The following is an 18,926-nucleotide window of genomic DNA, read 5'->3' as shown; positions in this document are numbered from 1 at the left end:
TGATCTTGAGCGTTGGACTGACTCCTTTACCTTGGTGGCACTGTGATTCTGAAAGACATTCTCGCGAGGGGTTACTTTCCCAGAGAACTCCCGAACCCGTTCACAACTGAAACGCTTGCTAGCACCTGTACCGCACCAGGTGCCACTCTGCCTTCAGGATTTCAGGTTGACTCTAGCCAGCGTAATGGTCGACTAGAGACGACAAAGCCGGCACGTTACTCTTTAGCCCGTGGTGGTCTTCTTCGCCGCGCCCTAGATGTTCCAAATCCAGTCAGTCAACATGCACTGGCACTTGAGATAGTATCTAACTGGGCCGACTTAATTCCGGCCGTAGGTGGTACTATTATGTCGGCAACAAATCCAGTATTCGCATCCTCGGGAAGGGCTATACAAGCGTCTAAGCCCCAAAGCCATCGTGCGCTAGACGCAGTCGAGTCAAGGCGCAACAACAGATTTATTCTAAAGACAGATATTAGTCGTTTCTATCATTCAATTTATACCCATTCCCTTCCTTGGGTGCTGCACACTAAGGCGGTTGCCAAACGAAAGCGAGACAACACGCTATTGGGAAACCGGTTAGATCTACTTGTGCGATCCGCGCAAGACGGACAAACAGTCGGAATACCAATTGGGCCTGACACATCTCTAGTTCTTGCTGAAATACTGATGCAGGCCTGTGACAAGGAATTGATAAATACCATTCCAGGCCTGCGAGGTCATCGCTATATTGACGATTACGAACTTGGCTTTAGAAGTAGGACGGAAGCCGATGAGGCGTTTCATCGACTAGAGAGCATCTTGGCAAAGTATGGATTAGCCTTAAATCCAAGGAAGACAAAGGTAATTAATTTGCCGGCGCCACTTGATTCGACTTGGGTGGCTCAATTGAGACGACATCCGCTCGACTCTGCAAAGGCAAGATCCCAGCTAACCGAACTGATTGACTATTTTACTCTTGCATTTTACTTGGCGGAAATTCATTCAAGTCAACCAGTCTTGCAGTATGCAGTTGCCCGTGTGAGTGGTATCAAAATCGATCCCAGCAACTGGAACATCTTTTGCACTCTGCTCCTCAACTGCGCAGTTCCGGAACCAGCCTGCCTTCCGTATGTACTTCAGACACTCATTCGCCGCGTGAATGATGGTGAACCCTGCCCCCATGCAGCCCTAGAGCAGGCACTCTGCACGATCATCACGGAACACGCACGCCTTGATCACACCAGCGAAGTGGCATGGTCGCTGTGGGCCTGTCTCGCATTGAGAATCCAGATTGATTCTGCCTCAGCATCGGCACTTGTTGAGTGCGACAACTCGTTTGTTGCACTTCTCACGCTGCATGCAAATGACATAGGGCTCATACCCGGAGGCATAGTTTCTACCCTGTGGAGCAGCTATATGACTACTGAAGCGCTCTACGACGAGAACTGGCTACTAGCTTATGAAGCGAATATCAAAGGGTGGCTTCCGTCGGTTCATGGCGTCGACCACGTGAATAGCGATCCGCGCTTCAGCTTTCTCAAGAGTGCTGGTGTCAGTTTTTATGATTTGGCCGCTGCAGCACCACCTGCTACGGCTCCTGTCCCTGAACCAAGAGTACCATCAATGTCCCCAACAGGGATTACCCAATACTGAGGGTTATAGCAGCAGTCCAACATGGCCATGCACCTGAGCCGCGCCGCAGGGTGTCTGTTTACGCAAGAAGAATCTGCGGCCAGGTGATGGAAAGCGTTAGGTAGACTCCGATGACGAATGGTGACCCATGACTCTCATTCAGATCTGGAAGGAGAATCCTGAGCAGATTCGAGCCAAGCGCGTAGACCAGATCATTGGATTCGCGGGTGATGGAAAGCTCGGCGACAACAACTCGGCACCAGCAGAATTCCGTAACTTTCTGGCCAGAGTCCCAGGCGATCTTATTGGCAAGTATGCTAACGATTGCCTTGAAAGTGCATTCAAGGATTCCGGTTTAGCCCTACAGGATATAGTCAACGAAATTGCCTCACGGCTGGGATTTAAAGTTGATCCAGGCCGATATCGTGGAACCAAGAGTGATATTGGGCATGACGGCATTTGGACTGCGCCGAACAATCATGCGATTGTTGCAGAAGTTAAGACCACTGATGCATATCGGCTCCCAGTAGAAACTGTTGCAACGTATCGCAGGCGGCTCATTAAAGCTGGCCGGATTAGCGAAGACCAGTCGTCAATACTAATCATTGTAGGGCGCGAAGACACTGGTGAACTTGAAGCCCAGATTCGCGGCTCTCGCTATGCTTGGGATGTTCGCCTGATATCTATTGATGCTCTCTTGCGTCTAATGAAGATTCGCCAGGATCTTGATAGCCCTTCCGTTGAAGCACGGATTCGCGAAGTTCTCATCCCCCGGGAGTACACCCGGGTAGATGAGATCATTGATCTTGTCTTTTCGACAGCAGAAGATATCCTGGAGGAAACCCCGGAAGAGCTAGCTGGCGAAGACGGAAGCGAAGACACCCCAAGCGGAAGGGATCCAAAAGAGCGAGAGAAGCCTGTCTCCTTCAATCTTGCATGTGTAGACAAGATCGGAAAGTTCTTTAATGCAGATCTAACCAAGCAATCAAGGGTGGTTTTTGGTGATCTTGATTCAGGCCTCACAATAACTTGTGCCGTGTCCAAGGAGTATAAGAATTCTAGTGGGCCCGGTTATTGGTTTGCGTTTCAGCAGCACCAACTTGAGAAGCTGTCTGAGGCATCATCTGCATATGCGTGCTTTGGCTGTGGATCGCCAGAACAGATTGCCGTTTTACCTTTAGAGTTCATCAAGTCTCAGCTAGAGGGGATGAATCAGACCATTCGGGAAGACGGCCGCCTCTACTGGCACGTACAAATCCACAGGGAGGCTGAAAAATGGGTAATGCATCGACGCAAGGAGTATGAGTGGCCAGAGATCACATCTATGATGCTTCTGGGAGTTGAAGGAGCTACCTAACATCCAGATACAGAAGGCGGGAGCAGAAGGAATTGGCTGAGGCTATGAACAAATGCCCGCTTCTGATCTGGAGCGTTCGAAGGGTCGGCGAGATTTATATCTCGTCCCTTTATCTTTCTTGGTTGTGGCTCTATGTTGCATTGCGGAACTCACTTCCTTACTGCCCAGGCAACACCCGCTCAGCTTCACCTGACTGCTGCAGATTATTCTGGTTATCTGCTGGTTTCTGATTGCTCAGCAACGTCAGCACCCAAACTCCAAGAACGACAATAATGACCCACGCCCAACGACTTGAACCATGCCTGACCACCTGAACTTCTTTGGAGGCTGATTCCAGGGTCTTCTTCCTGATTATCAACTCAGCTTGCAGCCGTTAGTCCAAAGCTGGATATTCATCTTCACCAAATGCAAGCTCAACAAGTGTAAGTGAAAGAGTACGAATCTTCAGTGTCGCATTTGTAATGCTCATTCTCGACAGAATCGCGCATACGCTTTCTGTCTGTTCGACCACTGGATGATCCTGATATGCTGGTTCTGTTGCCCGGTTACTGGGCATCCAAGGTTCATGTGCTCTGCCTGGATACCACCGCCAGTTGGATTCCATTAAGCCGAAGCGCCTTTTCCCTTCGCCGTAAAGAAATGCGTTGACTCTTGAACGGTGAAGACCAAGAGACTCAGCAATCTGCCTACCAGTACGCCCCGGCTGCCTCAGTACTGCCCGAATAATCTGGAGCTTTGTACTTTCAGCGTAGGTTGCCCCTCGACCACGACCTGTGCTGGTCATCGCACCAAGTTTTTGGGTGAGCGTACAGGATCCCCATTCACGCCGTCTTGACTGGCTTGAGTTAATACCAAACCCGTTGTGACTCAGAAGGTAGCAGAGGTGAATAAGTTTATCAGCATTGCGTATTCGCATCACTTCCAGGATTTAAAATCCCGGTCCTAGAGCTGGAGTCATTTATTCTCTTGGGAAAACTACTCGGTGAATGCAGATATTTTGCGAATTAAGCTAGTAAATATGACACTTCGAACAAGCTCCTGGAGTGGACAGGCCTCCATAAGACCTCTGCTACAGATTGGCACTAACTGCCTGCCACTCAGGAGCAGCGTTCGAAGGATGTGTCGACCTTGATGTGGCTCGCAAGAAGGGTTCCATTGCCGTAGCCAGGAAGCTACAGTTGACGGATGGTTGAAGTCCGCCAGACAGAGCGGTTCGTGCGTTGGCTTGTGGGTCTCCGTGATCTGAGAGGACGGGCGAAGGTTCTGGCCAGGATCGAGCGCCTCATCGGCGGCAATCCTGGTGACGTCAAGCCCGTCGGGTCCGGCGTGTCGGAGTTGCGGATCAACTATGGCCCTGGATACAGGGTCTACTACCTGAAGAGGGGAACCACCTTGATCATCCTTTTGGCTGGCGGAGACAAGAGCTCACAAGCCAAGGACATTGATGAAGCCCTTCTTTTGGCAGACAACCTGACGGAGGCGACCTGATGAAAACTACGACCAGCCTGTACGACGTTGCCGAGCATCTCCAAACACCGGAGGATATGGCGGCCTATCTGGAAGCCTGCATCGAGGAGGCTGATGGTGATGCTGCCTTCATTGCAAAGGCTCTGGGCGACATCGCACGTGCCCAGGGGATGACCCAGGTGGCACGAGATTCGGGTCTTTCCAGGGAGAGTCTCTACAAGGCCCTGTCTGGTGAGCGCAGCCCGAGCTTTGACACCATCCTGAAAGTCGTCACGGCTCTTGGACTGAAGTTGAGCGCCGGCGTGAGAAGTGAAGCGGAGGTGACTTGAACTCTGCTGGCGGGGTATAGGTCCGAGAAAGATGCCTGTGGTGATGCGACACCTTCGAACATGCCCCTGGAGTGGACAGGCTGCCAACGAATTCGTTTTGATAGCATTAAAATTCTGCCTGCCACTCAGGGGCAGCGTTGGAAGGATGAGTGTGGCCATGCCAATGCCTACGTCTGCGTTGTCAAGCCTGCCTTCACAACGACAACATTGGGGCTATGCTGAAAGAACTCAGGCACATACCAGTGACTCCGATCTATGGAAAATGTATTTGAGGCAATTGTTGAAACAGATGGACGCATCAAGATAAGTAGCCATGTTCGTCTGGCAAAGGGGGCGAGGGTGTTTGTTTCTGTTCCCACTGAAGAGCCTGACTCTGTCATCAGCGGAGTTTCCTTAAGCGAAAGGTCTCTGTCTGCAGACTGGCTGAACTCAGAAGAGGAAGCTGCATGGGCCCACCTTCAATAAGAGACGTAGTTTTAATTCCATTCCCCTATTCAGACCTGTCCCAATCCAAGCGAAGACCTGCCTTGATCATTGCAGACGTTGGAATGGCAGACTTCATCCTTTGTCAGATTACGAGCAAAGCCTACGCGGATAGACTCGCGATTCCTCTTTTGGGAAGTGACTTTGCCGAAGGCGGGCTTAGGCGGGAGAGCTTTGTACGCATCGTAAAGTTGTTTACTGCGAATGCTTCGATCATTATTGGAAAGGCAGGCAGACTTAAAGATGCGAAGATGGTTGGAGTGATGGATGCATTGGTCAAGATCCTCCGAAGAGGCCTGAATGGTGACACCTTCTAATACCAAGATCCACCTGTCACGCCTCCTAGGAAGCCCTGATATTCTCATGAGCTTCCTGCGTGCAGGTGATCTTGGGCGTTAGCTGTACAGGAACCCCGTGCTGGCTATGCTTTGAGTGATGATGGCGATCACGGATGCCGACAATTCTCAGAAGCGGCCCGTATCGGTTCTACTTCTACAGTCACGAGCCAAACGAACCTCCTCATATTCATGTTGACCGAGATCAGGCTTCATGCAAAGTTTGGCTCACGCCAGTGGCACTTTCCTCAAGCCTTGGCTTTAGGGCCAAAGAGCTTCGTGAGATTGAACGGCTGGTCAGCATGAACAGAGCTATCCTGTCGAGAGCGTGGGAGGAGTTTCATGGCTAACCCTGGCGAACGGGTCACAGATGTTGCCTGCACAGAGGACAAGCTGATTGTTGACCTCGCAGACGGCCGCTCTATCTCTGCACCTCTGGCTTGGTATCCGCGGCTTTTACATGCCACCCCTCGGGAGCGCGAGAATTGGGAGATTGCTGGGGCTGGCTTTGGAATCCACTGGCCGGATATTGATGAGGATCTGAGCGTGGAGGGCCTTCTTCGTGGCGCACCATCGCCGCGGGTGAAGGCGCTGACCAGCTAACAACGCCATACACCAGAGCAGCCACCGGAAGGTTCGGTTCGATTTCTTAGTCTTATTGCGTTCTGGTGATGGCTAACGTTAGGATTAACTGGCGCATTCGCTGCGGGAACCACCTTGGGGTCCAAATCGGCACCAAAGGTATCTTGCCTGTCGTCCGCCGCTAGGACGCACCCCGAGCCTAATATCATCTTCTTCGCGCTGGGCAAAAGTGCTGATTCGACTGTCCCCTGGGTTCTGCGGTCGACTAATCTGAGCTAAGTTCCTAGGGTTAGTGCAAAAAACGCGGGATTGTCCTAGTTCGCTAAAGCGGCACAGTCCATATGTATTAACTGAAATTCCGCGAGGACGATCCTGCTTCTTGACATAGTCCATGTCGGCAGTAATGCCAGTCATAATCATCTCACTTGCTGAAATGTCCGGTATGGATTGGGCACGCAAGTTCTGGGATGCGGCTGGATTGGCGCGTCTAGGCGATTCTTGAGAAAGAGCGGGGGAAGCAATTGCACTGGTTGCCAGCAGCAGGAGAATTGCATTCAGCTGATGTCTTGCCGTTTTAATCATAATCAATTTTTTTTAAATATCTTAACAATGAAATAATATCGAGTTTTTTTGCATCCCATGATAAGCGCCAGAATGTAATATGATGTTACTCTAGTCGAAGTTTTTTGACAATCGTCTTTCTTGCCTGCTGCTGCTAAGAGTTTGCTGAAAAACCAGGCCTGCGCGAAAATGGATCAACTGCCCAGCCCAGATGCGAGGTCACCAGGAGCGCAGTGGCTCCCTGTTCTCCTACGTGTCGATCGAGGAGCGGATCCCGGCCAGCCATCCGCTGCGGCGGATCCGGAAGCTGGCGGATCAGGCCCTCGATCGCCTCAATCCCACCTTCTGTGACCTGTTATGCCGCGGAAGGCCGGCCCTCGGTGCCGCCCGAGCAACTGCTGCTGGCCTCGTTGCTGCAGGCGTTCTACGGGATTCGATCGGAGCGGCTGCTTTTGGAGCAGCTCCACTACAACCTGCTATTTCGCTATTTCGCTGGTTTGTAGGCCTGAGCCCGGATGATCCGATCTGGCACCCCACCACGTTTACCAAGAACCGCGAGCGGCTTCTCAATGACGACGTCATGGGGCGCTTCCTGGAGAAGCTGATGGGCGCTCCAGAGGTCAAGCCGCTGCTCAGCGACGAGCACTTTTCAGTGGATGGCACCCTGCTGCAGGCCTGTGCATCCCATGCCTCGCTGGAGCGGATCGACGGGCAGGAGGACCCACCGCCACCGCCATCAGGTCCTGGCGAGGGCTTTGGCACTCCAAAGCCCGGCAAGAAGCGGGCCAAGGGGGATTTCCGCAGCATCAAGCTCAGCAACAAGACCCATCGCTCCAGCGTCGATCCAGACGCCTTGCTGGCCCGCAAGTCCAACGCCCACCCCGCCCAACCGAGCTACAGGGGGCACGTGCTCATGGACAACCGCCATGCCCTGATCGTGGACTGTCGCGTCACCCAAGCCACGGGCACTGGAGAACGGGATGCCGCCAAGGCGATGGCGGCTGACATCCCCGGTGCCCACCAGAAAACCCTTGGTGCCGACAAGAACTACGACACCAGGGGTTTTGTCGCCGAGATGCGCCGCATTGCCGTGACGCCGCACGTCGCTCAGAACACCAGCCGCCCTGGTGGTTCCGCCATCGATGGCCGCACTGCACGCCATGAGGGCTACGCCAAATCAATCAATGCCCGCCGCGGCATCGAGAAAGTATTTGGCTGGATCAAACAGTGGGGCGGCCTGCGCCAGTTAGTCCTAACATCAAGATCCATCGGACGGGAGCTGAGATGGGACTTTATTTATTAGCCTCCGCCCGCCGCTGATCTTGAGCGTTAACCAGAGCCGAAGAGACCACCGCCAAAGCCAGAAGCGTGGCTACAATGTGATCACATTGTTGGCGTGGATGAGTTGTGAGGGCGAAACTGGTCAGGATTGGAAACTCACGGGGCCTACGCCTTGCGAAGCCTCTGCTGGAAGAGGCTGGATTGTCGGATGAGGTGGAGATCCACGCCTCTCCAGGGGTTCTCACCATCACAGCCATTGCAAAAGCACGGGCTGGCTGGGCTGAGGCGGCAGCTGCCTTTGCCCCGGAGGTACTTCTTGATGACACCATCTCTACCAAGTTCGACGATGAGGAATGGGAGTGGTGACTGACCTCGCCGTTTCCCGAGGAGATATTTTCCTGGTTTCTTTGAACCCAACGCGAGGGCAAGCAATCAGAAAGACAAGGCCTTGCATAATTGTGTCACCCAATGAACTGAATACCCATATGAGTACTTTTATCGTTGCACCGCTGACGACTGGAGGTCATCCCTACCCATTCCGTATTGCTTGCACCTTTCAAGGCAAGAATGGTCATATCGTTGCTGATCAGTTGCGGACTGTCGATAGAGAGCGGTTAGTCAAACGGCTCGGCGTTCTCCCTGAAGTGACTCTTCTTAAAGTTCTGAGAGTTTTACAGGATATGTTTGTTGCGTAATGGCCTGGCTAACATCCAGACTTAGAAGATGGGATTAGTGCCTAATGCTCATCATCTTAAGCACTTGCCCGCACCTGCTCTTGGGGGTTAGGCGGTAAAAAGTCATAGAGGGCAGAGCTTCAGAAGGACTCCGTAGCACTGTTCGAGCAGTATTTGAACTTTGGAATAATATAGGCAACTAGTTGTTTATTGAGCCATCGAGCAATACGTGGAGCTACGCAAAGGAGCCCCCTGAATGACTATCACGGTCACGCCTGCCCTCACATTTGAGCACAGGACATCAGAGCAGTGGTTGATGATGCGCTCGGTCCAGCGATGGTGATGGACGCTAGGAGTCAAACCAAGGTAGTTTCAGGCCAAAGGCCTCGATTGGATCCATTACGATTTTGTTGAGAGCACGGCCTAGGACAACTTGTGGTTCGTCGGCACGAATTGGGATCACGGGATGTTGGCTGCTCTCCGGTGGATTCGGGCCTCTAACAATGTTGCGCCTGATCAGGGAGTTTCCGGCTTCCAGACCACACACATAGGCTCTTTCCTGGCACAGGCCTTTGGCACCATGTTCTTTGTCGCCCATCCGCACCCAGTCACCAGCACAAACAATCGTTTCTACAGAGGTTTCCAAGGGTGGTCGCTTCTGGAAACTGCCTGGAGAGAACAGAGACACAGAACCGGGATAACGCCGCACCTCATAATCAACCACCTTTGCGTTTTTGAATTCGGGGTGAGCAATGGGAAGCAGCTCATGGATGAGAAGATCAATGATCTCTTGATCCTTCATCACTGCAATGGCAGAGGCGTTGTAAAAGTCGCTGGCAATCACCGAACCCTGCGGTTGCTCATCACCCCATAGCGCCGCCTCTGAATCTTTTTGCAGTTGATCCAGCATGAAAAATGTGCCTCCCGCGCCCTTCAGCGATTCGAAGCGGGAGAAAACATTGGCTGGGTAAGCCATGGGGATATTGCGATCCAGCCACAGACGCGTTGAAACGACATCGATTGAACCGAGAGAAGCAGCGGCAACCAGCTCTGGTGCCGCATGGCTGCATTCTGGTGATTGAGACATCAGAGATTTGAGCCCTTTCGCACCCACCGCCAAAACCACCGCATCGGCATCATCAATCACCGTGACTTCTTTTGTTTTGATGCTCTGAATTTCAACCGATGTGATGCTTTGCTTTTCACGTGACAGATTCAACCGTGTCGCTAGGGTTCCCCCAAGCACCTGCAGATGATGGTGTGAGATCAGCCTTCGACTGAGAGGGGCAAAAAGATGCTCCGCAATACTTTTTGAGCGAATCCAACGCACATCAAACGAGTCTTGATGGGCCAGGGCGTAGTAATAGAGGAGCTCCATGGTCACAGCGGCCGAAAGTTCTTCGGGAGGCTTGAACAAACCAACCAGCATGATCGGCCGCAGGAAATCATTGATCAGCCGATCGCTGATGCCAAGTTGTTCAAAAAGTGATTGAGCGCTAAGCTTGTCGTATTTCTGGAATACCTCATCGCTGCGATAGAGGTCGAGCATGGCATAGAGAAGTCCTGCGATGCTGAGTCGATCTTGAATCGGAAGTTGCTTGAAGTTGTTCACTGTTGCCATCGCTTGACCAAGGGGGCTTGGCCACTGGGGCTGCTCTCCAAAAACAGGAGCAGTCGCTTCCAATCCATCGGGTGACCAAAAAGCACTGGTTGTGAAGTCAGTGAAAATAGGGCCAATGTTGAGATCTTCGCTGAGGGCATTGATGTTGGGATAGTCCTTCCAAAATCCTCTGGTGCCCGCCTCAAATGGTTTACCGCTTTTGGTTGTGATTGGTTGACTGCCGGTTGGATCGACCATCCCATCGATCAGGGTCACGCGAACACCGGCTTCGCAGAGTGATTTTGCGGCACCCCAGCCAGCCCATCCGCCGCCGATGACGACCACATGCGATTCTCTGCCGCCGAGCATGGTTTCGTCTGGCATCGTTCGCTCAAGCATCAGCAGATCCTCTGCAAGCTACTCAAAGCCCATTGGTGTAGAGCTGGGGAAGTAAGAAACAGGACTGGCCTTGCACAGATCAGCCTGATCCTGTCGCAAGAGCTGTCGGTCTCGCTCTACCTGTCAAATGTCAGTGTCTTTGGGTCAAGGCTTAGCCTAGATTCAGCCCCAATTGTTGATTGTTGGTGCTTCCAGCCACCGACCGGCGCCGCCGTTGACCCCCACTCGCTGCCAGGCCAGAGCGGCGTGACCCGTGCTTCTTCTGAATCGCATCGGCCAGCTCCGCAAAGCCCAACTCCTGCCGCCGAGCCCAGATCTTTTCGCGGGCTTCCCGAGCAGCGATGGTTGGTTCAACGATTGGGAATGGGTAATGCACCCCGAGCACACAGCCGACGCGCTCCTGGGTGGAGGGCGCCATCGTCCACGGTTCATGCAGGTGCACAGCCGGTATGGCGTGCAGTTCAGGTAGCCATTGGCGGATGAAGTTGCCGCGGGGATCGTGATCCTGGCCCTGTTTGATTGGGTTGTAGAGGCGGATCGTGTTGATGCCCGTTGTGCCCGACTGCATCTGGCACTGGCTCCAGTGGATGCCGGGTTCGTAGTCGACGAACAGGCGGGCCAGATGCAGGCCGCTCTCGCGCCAGGGCAGCCACAGCTGGTAGCTGGCCACCGACATCAACATCGCCCGCATGCGGAAGTTGATCCAGCCCGTGGCGATCAGGGCGCGCATGCAGGCATCCACAAACGGCAGGCCGGTGCGTCCTTCGGCCCAGGCGGCTAACCGCTCCGGGTCGCTGCTGCGCAGGCCGGCGGTGAGGGGATGGAGCTCCTTGAACTCCAGATCCGGCTGGCTTTCAAGCTTCTGGATGAAGTGGCAATGCCAGTGCAATCGCTCCTCAAAGCCGCGCAGCGCCAGGGGCCAGGTGGCACGGGTGGTGGGCGGCAGAGCCTTCACTTCGCTGCGCCTCCTCCGGCTCTCCTGCACTACCTCCCGCATCGACAGGGTGCCCCAGGTGAGGTGGGGGGACAGGCGCGAGCAGTGGGCGAAGGCCGTCTGCGGGCTGGAGAGCTCACGGTGGTAGCGGGCTCCTCGCACAGCTAAAAAGCTCTGCAGCAGGGCCAGTCCTTCCTTCCTTCCGCCGCTCTGCCGGCCCGGGCAGGGGTCAACCGCCAGGCCGAGTTCGCCTGCGGTGGGGATGGCGCCGGGCTCAACGCCCACCAGCGGCTGCAAGGCATCGGGAGCAGCTGTGATCGGCTCAGCCATGCGAGCTTCCCAGCGGCGTGCCCAGCCGTTGCGGCTGCGTAGACCTCGGAACACACCAAACGGCGGGGTCTCGCTCCAGGCGATGCCGTGGTTTGCGGCCCACCGGGCCACCTGCCGGTCGCGCGCGTAGGTCCAGCTGTTGCCGGTTTCCTCATGGCTCCACAGCCCCGCCACACCGAACTGACGGCGGGCCCGCTCCAGCACTTCCACCACCGAACCGATCCGCACCACCAGCGGCTGGCCAAGCGCGGCCAAAGCCAGGCGGAGCTCCTCAAGGCTCTCGGCGCAGAAGGCCCACTGGCGCGCTGAGCAATCGTCCTGCTGCCAGAGCAGGGGCTCCACCACCACCAACGGCAGCACCGGACCGCCGCGACTGGCCTGCAGCAGCGGCTGGTGATCGGCCACGCGCAGATCCCGTTTGAACCAGACGATCTGCACCGGCCCCATGGAGGCGACCCTAAACAGACCATCCCGCTCGCTGAGAGGCCCAGAAAACGAAGAAAAGGCCCCAGAATGATGGGGTTGCTCGCCGCCTGCAGAGAGAAGCCATGACCACGACCCTGCAAAGCCCCGTCAAGATCGAATGCGCTTGCCCGAAGTGCCATTGCTCGGTGAAGGCAGAAGGATCCTTCTGCAGCGATGCCTGTGCCAACGGCCACCCCAACGGCGAGCCCTGCCACCTCGGCTGCGGCTGTGAATGCAACGGTTGAGCCCTTCAAATCACGCTGGGCGTCATCCGTGATCGATTACCCCAACTGCCGGATGACATGTAGGCCGATACTGTTGTACTTACAGCCAATTGAAGGGATGAGGCTTCTAAATTCAGCGTGAATCAGTCGATGCGTGGTGTTGGCGGGCTGGGGAATGTCCACGTGCCATCGATGATGGCCTGGCTTGGCTCGTACATACGTACGCTGTAGTTCCAGCCGTCCATGATCGGCAGGCAGTTTTCGGTGCTGGCGGTGCAGCCACCAAAACGCACCGTGTAGGAGCCATCGCTGTTCGGCTTTGCAATCAGGTTGTTGAGGCTGTAGGCATTCAGGTTATTTTTCTGGAAATAGCCCTTCGCGTTGTATAAGCTGATCGACCAAAAACCCTTCACCGGTACATCCTTGACCGTCAGTTCGTACTTGCCTAATGGTAGATTGGGCTCTATATTGTAGTATTGCGCGTCTTTGTCTGGTAGTCCGCCCCAGGCAGAAGCGCTGCCAATCAAGAAGTGAACCGGATCAACATCGGCTTTGGAGCCGAAGATGCGGGTGTAGCGTTTCAAGCCCTTGGCCAGGTCGAGAATCGGTTCGAGCGTTGCCTCATAACTGATCATGTCGTAATTGGGCAAGACAAACACTTGATTGGAACTGGCATTGATCTTGATTTGGTCTTGTAGCTTGTGTGCTACGGCGAGATCAGCTTTGTTCGTGGAGTTGGCTAAAGTGCGAATAATCACGCCAACGATTGGTGTATCAAACTAAGCTATTGTCAACTTGTACGAGCCGCCACCGTAGTAGACATTGTTCACGTAGCCATTGTTGTTGATGATCATCAACGACATGTAGCGTTTGCCGGCATCTGGCAAGGTGATAGTCGCACCCTCGGAGATGTTGATAAGCCCAAGGCTGTAAAGGGTGTCGCGATTCATCCGGATCACGTTCTGCTTGTCGATTGGTGTCGGCGTGCGGTTGTGATGCAGCTGGTTGATGCCGCCGGACAATTTCAAAATGCCTGCAAACTCGAGGTCGCTTTGTGCTTCGTTGAAGTTATCAACGTTGACTACGATCGGACGGTCAACTGCAGCTCTTAAATCTTTGGCATTGGCCTCCAACGAAGGGATGGCCAGTGCGCTGATGAGTGCGATTGCGGCGGTGGAAAAGAAATTGTTCATTTTGAAGACTCCTCGTTGCAGATCGTTGTATAGGAAATGATGTCTTACTTCAGCAACTCGATCTCGCTTGGGCGCCAGGTCTTGTTAATCCATGGCTCAAGCGGGCCGTACATTCGCAGGATCGTGAACCAGCTTTTACCCGGCAGCGTCGCTAGCCAGTTGCCCTCTTTGCCTACAGGCGGCTTTGGCCCGAAATAGATGTCGAATGAGCCGTCTGCATTTTTTTGCATGCCCTCGTCCTGGCTTCCGACGGTTGGGAAAGGTTGGCTGGTCTGCAACATCGAGCGTGTCTGTGTGTCATACAATGTGAGCGCCCAGAAGTCATTCACCGGCACGTTGGGCGGCAGACGCAGTCTGTAGGTCTTGGCACCATCGAACGGGTTCTTGTCGGCATCCAGAGTGGCGAATGCGTAGTCAGATCCCGCTCCAACACGGGAGGTTGCCATAGCCGGCGTTACTCCGCCTGCGTTGAAATAGAACAACGCTCGCGCAGACAAGTCGACTGTGCCCTCGGACACGAATGATGTGTTTTTGTTTGCGTAGGCGGTGGTCCAGCTGCTCTCGGTTCCGGGATAGATGAAGACGCCGCCGATGCGCGGCTGATAGGTGATGGCGCGCCCTGTGGCATTTCCGAGCGTACCGGCCTCGATGAGCAGCTGTTTCATGCGCGCATCGGGCGCGAATGGCTTGCCTTTGACAATGCCGATTGAGGCGATAGCACCGCGTACCTCCGGGCTGATCGCCTCAATCGGCTCGCGCTGAATCATATCGTTGAGGATTTGAAAGTACTGCAGGTCGTTTGGAAAGACCGTGTTGAAGGCCTTGTCAGACATATTGACGAACTCAGTTGGTGCCGGCTCAGCAGCATCCTTCAATGGGTAGATCTTCAAGCCCGAAGTGATGTTCTCCACGGCTGGCTCCAGCCCCTTGGCAATCGAGCCGCGCAGAAACAGGAAGTTTCTGTTCGTCTGCGGTTTCAGCAGAAAGTAGCCGGCAGGGATCTTGCCGGTGTAGCCGGGTGGCAGCACCAGATATTTTCCACCCATGCCCTTGTCCGGCCCGGTCACGCCCATGTTGCCAACAAAGCGCTGCCATGCATCGTTGAGAAAGCCGAGCATGCCCGGTGGAATTTCGATAACCGTCGGACCATCCTTGGCCAGATCAGTGCCCGCATAGGCATACAGCGTCGAGGTGTTCGCCGTAACGACCAGTGTCTTAGAATCCATCAGCTTCTCGAACAGAGCGATCTTGTTCGGTGTGTCAGCACCCGCTTTTGCGAGTCCGTCGAGGACGCTCTGGATCGATACACCGCCGACGTTGTCCAAGTAGACCTGCAGCCCGCGCATGCGGTCGAGGTTGTCATAGAGCTTGTCGATGGTGGCGTTGGTGGGAACGCCGTCAAAGAACTTCAATTCACCAATCGGAGTTTCGACCCGATCCGGGATCGAAATTGATTCCAGCTCAGACTTGCTGACTTGGGCGGCGGCACTGTGTGACAACGGCAGCATGAGCAGAGCTGCCGTAAAGGCCATATTCATGAAACGTCGATACATAATCACTGTTCTGCTCTACGGATGAATCGGGTTGGCGCTTTATACTAATCCCTTATTTGTCTCATAATCATTGCTGTTTTTTTATCACTACGACCAATCGTTTGCTCAGTTGGCTTTCACAATGCCCGGTGGCTTCCAGGTGCCCTTGCCAACCGGCAGAACAGATAGCGCATTGGTGGCAGGCTTTGGCCAGTACAGACGCATGACCAGATAGGCCGTGTCATCCGGTGCCGGCAGCCAATTGCTTTCCCTGGCCTTTCCCGGTGAATCCTTCTGGATGTAGATCGTCACGGAGCCGTCAACGTTCTTCTTTAACTGAGGTACCATGGCCGTGTTGATTAAGTAGCGGTTGATCGGATTTTTGATCATCAACTGTGACTTGCCGTCGTACATGGTCACCGACCAGAACGCATTCACTGGCGGCAGCTGGCCTGGGGCGAAGGTGAGCGTGTAATTGTGCTGGCTGGTATCTAGGATCTTTCCGTTGACATCCACACGCCCCAAGGGATACACGGCCTCGGCGGCATCGTTCCCGTAGATGCCCGCCTTGGCGGTGGCAGCACGCATGACCCAGTTCCCGTCGTAGTGCGCTCGGTCCCCAGGCAAGGAGCCGAGTTGCCAACCATTGGCCTCTGTCATGCCGGAGGCCAAATAGGTGGAGACCTTCTCGTCACCGGCCTTCATCGCCTCGTCCATGGCCTGCTGGCGTTCCGGTGACAGCGCCTTGATGTCGAAGGCTTTGCCAGGCCCGATACCGAACTGGGCCAGACTGCCGCGGATGGCCTTGTCTTCCTCAGCTTCCGGAATGTATTCAAGTGCAGCGTTCAGGTAAGCCCAGAAGTTGTCTTTGATACCGGCGGTCGTAGCAGGCAGAAAATTGATCTTTGGCGCGGCTGGTGGGGCCGGCTCACCGATAAAAGCAGACAGTGGCTCAGCCTTGTACTGGGACTGGATCTTCTCCACATTGTGCATATCCGCCGGATTGATCAGCTGGGTTCGGAATACTGCCAGGCTGAATGGTGTCAGCGACTGAAATACCTTATCAATGCCTGCAGGCTTCTCGCCCTTCCAGCCTGGACCGACGATCATGTACTTTCCGGCCTTGCCGCCGGTGGCACGGCTGCCCAGATAGCCGTAGTTGTAGGTGTGGCTGTCAGTAAGCATCACCGAGTAATAGCGGTCCTTGACGGCCGGTATGGAGATCACCATGGGTTCGGCTCGAAGATCCAGCCACACGAAGGAATAAGGCGTATCGCTGTTGGCTGTAACGACAGCTGTATCCCTATAGGTGTACACCCGTGGGATGTTCCTGATCTGGTTGAAAGGCGCCTTGAATTGGCTACCAGCTTTGTCGACGGCATACTCATACATCACCGCATAGTTCATCACCAGCGGTAAGCCGTAGATGAATCCCTCCTCGGCGATGGCCTTGAATTGCTTGGTCGTGAGTCCATCTCCAGCTATGGAGGGAGCAGCCGTGCTGGCGATTTCCGGGATTTCGGTTGAAGGCCCAGCGCATGCTTGATCGCCACCCGAAAGCAGTGCAAGCGAACAGACGCTCATCAAGGCCAATTTGAAAGTGGTGTGAGAAAATATGCTCATAGGGATTTTCCTGATTCAGGGCTTTGATTGCAATGACTTGGATGGTTCTTGATCCGAAGTGGCTTACAGGGCTTGCTACATAGTCTTTGCGTGTAAAGTTATACACGGCATCTGTCCCAAGTTTGAAATGCATGTGTGAGCTTGTTGAACGGTTTGATCTCTCTCTCGTCCTCCTGGATGAAGAGGTTACGCTAGGTGATCTAGAAGCTTTGATATGCTGCTATTTCGGCGTTCCATCGGATCGATCATTGGGGTTTAGCAGGAGGCCCCAGGTTTTGTCGTAGGGATGCACTTTTTGGACCAATTCTCCTTGAGCCAACAGGCGATTGCCCTGGTTGTGCCACTGAATGATAGAACCGTCCAGATTCGCTACCTGTCCATAGCCCGCTGCATTCAGTTCTCTGGCCAGATAGGCGGAGCGATAGCCAACGGTGCAATACACCACCAATGGACGATCCTTAGCAATACCCTCCTTCTCGATGGCTTCCACCGTGGTGAGGTTGAGGGCTCCAGGAAGGTGGCTGACGGCATATTCCCTTGGTTCGCGCGTATCGATCATCACGGGCGCAGACGGATCGTTCGCCAGCTGAAAGGCCAGGTCTTGGCTGGAAACGGTGGCCACATCGGGAAATTGAAACCGCACCACCTGCATCACCACCATCAGGGCGAGTTGGCGAAGAAATTCAACCACTAGTCAACGTCCTTTTCCATAGTTGATCTGCTCGATTCGTTGGACTTCTATGAACGTGATTTTAGCCGTTTGGTGCTGTTTTGTTCCTTCGTTCATTCCTCCTCCACCAACTGGCCAGCAGGCTTCCCAGCACCGCGTGAACCACTGCCGAGATGGCACCGGGTAGGGCTGTGAGTGGGGTGGCGGCGAACGCCGATCGGGCCAGCACTACCGCCAGTCCGGAATTCTGCATCCCCACTTCGATGCTCAGGGTTCTACGCACCAAAATCGGCTGCTGCTCGGCCGCGGGGATCAGCCAACCCAGCAGGAAGCCGCCGCCATGCAGCAACAGCGCCGCGAGGAATAACAGCGGGCCCTGCTCCAGCAAGGCCTGCCGTTGGCTGCCCACAATGCTGGCCACGATCAGAACAATCGCCAGCACTGCCAGTGGAGGCATCAACGGTCCGATCCAACGGGCCAGCCGCGGGGTGCCGCGTTTGAGGCCAATGCCGGCGGCCAGGGGCAGCAGCACCACCTGCAACACGTCCAACAACAGCTTCCAGCCGTCCACAGGCACATAACGACCGGCCAGAAGCCCAGTGAGCGCAGGGGTGAGCACCACAGCCAGCAAGGTGCTCGCCGTGGTCATCACCACCGACAGCGCCACATCAGCCCGGGCGATCAAGGTCACCACGTTGCTGGCCGTTCCGCCTGGGCAGCACCCCACCAGGATCAGCCCCACGGCCAGGGGCGGCTCCAGCCCCAGACCCCAGGCCAGCGCTGCGGCCAGCAGGGGCATCACGCTGAACTGGCCGATCACGCCGAGAGCGACCGGCCGCGGACGGCGGAGCACCCGCCGGAAATCGGCCGGCTGCAGCTCCAGGCCCATGCCGAGCATGATCACCCCCAGGGCCAGCACGATGAGAGGCCCTTGCAGCCAGGTGAACAGCCAGGGGAACGGCAGCGCCAGCACAACCCCCAGCAGGGTCCAAAGCGGGAACAGCAGTGTGAATCGCTCCAGCACCTGGACAACCTTCTCGAAGTAGACGGGAACCTACAGCTCCAGCCCTGGCGCTCAGCGCTCCAACATCTGCCAGAAGCTCCACTTCGCCCCGAAGGCCTGCTGCAGGCGGCTCACAAAATGCTCGTGATCCTCCACGCCCTGCCAGTCGTCGATGCAGGAGGCTAGCTGTGTAGTCCCACCACGTTGTTCAGCTGACAAGGGGGTGTGAGGTCGCCAGGGTCGGAGTGTCACCACCGTCCCAAGACCTCACAC

Annotated in this window: 17 protein-coding genes and 1 pseudogene; 10 read left to right on the top strand and 8 right to left on the bottom strand. The window is 55.0% G+C overall.

Going from position 1 to position 18,926, the window contains the following annotated elements; genetic code table 11:
• Positions 1-345 precede the first annotated feature (345 nt).
• The 10 genes and pseudogenes from ACXMDM_RS11620 (at position 346) to ACXMDM_RS11575 (ending at position 8,701) form a co-directional block, all read left to right on the top strand.
• Entirely contained in the window at positions 346-1,632 is a 1,287-nt protein-coding gene (locus ACXMDM_RS11620) for an RNA-directed DNA polymerase (RefSeq protein WP_071799712.1), read from the top strand.
• A 127-nt stretch (positions 1,633-1,759) separates the two neighbouring features.
• Positions 1,760-2,968: a hypothetical protein gene (locus ACXMDM_RS11615; protein WP_499569660.1), complete on the top strand. Its 1,209-nt coding sequence runs from the start codon at positions 1,760-1,762 to the stop codon at positions 2,966-2,968.
• Between the two features lie 1,185 nt (positions 2,969-4,153).
• The gene (locus tag ACXMDM_RS11610) at positions 4,154-4,456 is read left to right on the top strand and encodes a type II toxin-antitoxin system RelE/ParE family toxin (protein ID WP_071799710.1); all 303 of its coding nucleotides are present in this window, start codon (positions 4,154-4,156) and stop codon (positions 4,454-4,456) included.
• The gene (locus ACXMDM_RS11605; RefSeq protein ID WP_205526831.1) at positions 4,456-4,764 is read left to right on the top strand and encodes an addiction module antidote protein; all 309 of its coding nucleotides are present in this window, start codon (positions 4,456-4,458) and stop codon (positions 4,762-4,764) included. Before ACXMDM_RS11610 ends, ACXMDM_RS11605 begins: the two co-directional genes overlap by 1 nt.
• Before the next feature lie 446 nt (positions 4,765-5,210).
• Positions 5,211-5,564: a type II toxin-antitoxin system PemK/MazF family toxin gene (locus ACXMDM_RS11600; RefSeq protein WP_071799708.1), complete on the top strand. Its 354-nt coding sequence runs from the start codon at positions 5,211-5,213 to the stop codon at positions 5,562-5,564.
• A 134-nt stretch (positions 5,565-5,698) separates the two neighbouring features.
• On the top strand, positions 5,699-5,932 hold the full coding sequence (locus ACXMDM_RS11595) for a DUF4160 domain-containing protein (protein ID WP_071799707.1): 234 nt from the start codon (positions 5,699-5,701) through the stop codon (positions 5,930-5,932).
• Entirely contained in the window at positions 5,925-6,185 is a 261-nt protein-coding gene (locus ACXMDM_RS11590) for a DUF2442 domain-containing protein (RefSeq protein WP_071799706.1), read from the top strand. The genes ACXMDM_RS11595 and ACXMDM_RS11590 overlap by 8 nt, the downstream gene beginning before the upstream one ends.
• Positions 6,186-6,936: 751 nt before the next feature.
• Positions 6,937-8,028: pseudogene (locus tag ACXMDM_RS11585) on the top strand (IS5 family transposase).
• 104 nt (positions 8,029-8,132) lie between these two features.
• Positions 8,133-8,372, top strand: a complete 240-nt coding sequence (locus ACXMDM_RS11580) for an AbrB/MazE/SpoVT family DNA-binding domain-containing protein (protein ID WP_071799705.1) — start codon at positions 8,133-8,135, stop codon at positions 8,370-8,372.
• Entirely contained in the window at positions 8,360-8,701 is a 342-nt protein-coding gene (locus ACXMDM_RS11575; protein ID WP_071799704.1) for a type II toxin-antitoxin system PemK/MazF family toxin, read from the top strand. Before ACXMDM_RS11580 ends, ACXMDM_RS11575 begins: the two co-directional genes overlap by 13 nt.
• 328 nt (positions 8,702-9,029) lie before the next feature.
• Here ACXMDM_RS11575 and ACXMDM_RS11570 read toward each other — a convergent pair whose 3' ends face one another.
• From ACXMDM_RS11570 to ACXMDM_RS11535, 8 genes are all read right to left on the bottom strand, one after another.
• The gene (locus ACXMDM_RS11570) at positions 9,030-10,664 is read right to left on the bottom strand and encodes a hydroxysqualene dehydroxylase (protein ID WP_499570412.1); all 1,635 of its coding nucleotides are present in this window, start codon (positions 10,662-10,664) and stop codon (positions 9,030-9,032) included.
• A gap of 166 nt (positions 10,665-10,830) precedes the next feature.
• Complete coding sequence (locus ACXMDM_RS11565; protein WP_071799703.1) at positions 10,831-12,390, bottom strand: FAD-binding domain-containing protein; 1,560 nt, start codon at positions 12,388-12,390, stop codon at positions 10,831-10,833.
• A 385-nt stretch (positions 12,391-12,775) separates the two neighbouring features.
• Complete coding sequence (locus tag ACXMDM_RS11560; protein WP_205526830.1) at positions 12,776-13,390, bottom strand: DUF1214 domain-containing protein; 615 nt, start codon at positions 13,388-13,390, stop codon at positions 12,776-12,778.
• A 21-nt stretch (positions 13,391-13,411) separates the two neighbouring features.
• Positions 13,412-13,825 carry a DUF1254 domain-containing protein gene (locus tag ACXMDM_RS11555; RefSeq protein WP_205526829.1) on the bottom strand — a complete coding sequence of 138 codons (414 nt, stop codon included), beginning with the start codon at positions 13,823-13,825 and terminating at the stop codon, positions 13,412-13,414.
• Positions 13,826-13,869: 44 nt separating this feature from the next.
• Positions 13,870-15,363, bottom strand: a complete 1,494-nt coding sequence (locus ACXMDM_RS11550; RefSeq protein ID WP_233830889.1) for a DUF1254 domain-containing protein — start codon at positions 15,361-15,363, stop codon at positions 13,870-13,872.
• Between the two features lie 120 nt (positions 15,364-15,483).
• Complete coding sequence (locus tag ACXMDM_RS11545; RefSeq protein WP_071799701.1) at positions 15,484-16,980, bottom strand: DUF1254 domain-containing protein; 1,497 nt, start codon at positions 16,978-16,980, stop codon at positions 15,484-15,486.
• A 220-nt stretch (positions 16,981-17,200) separates the two neighbouring features.
• Entirely contained in the window at positions 17,201-17,671 is a 471-nt protein-coding gene (locus ACXMDM_RS11540) for a rhodanese-like domain-containing protein (protein WP_083544308.1), read from the bottom strand.
• A 61-nt stretch (positions 17,672-17,732) separates the two neighbouring features.
• Positions 17,733-18,674 (bottom strand): bile acid:sodium symporter family protein, encoded by a 942-nt coding sequence (locus ACXMDM_RS11535; protein ID WP_071799700.1) that lies wholly within the window; start codon positions 18,672-18,674, stop codon positions 17,733-17,735.
• Between the last annotated feature and the right edge of the window lie 252 nt (positions 18,675-18,926).

Source organism: Synechococcus sp. CS-603, from assembly GCF_977929215.1.
The sequence above is the reverse complement of the archived record's forward strand: the minus strand, read 5'-3'. Positions and strand labels throughout refer to the sequence as shown.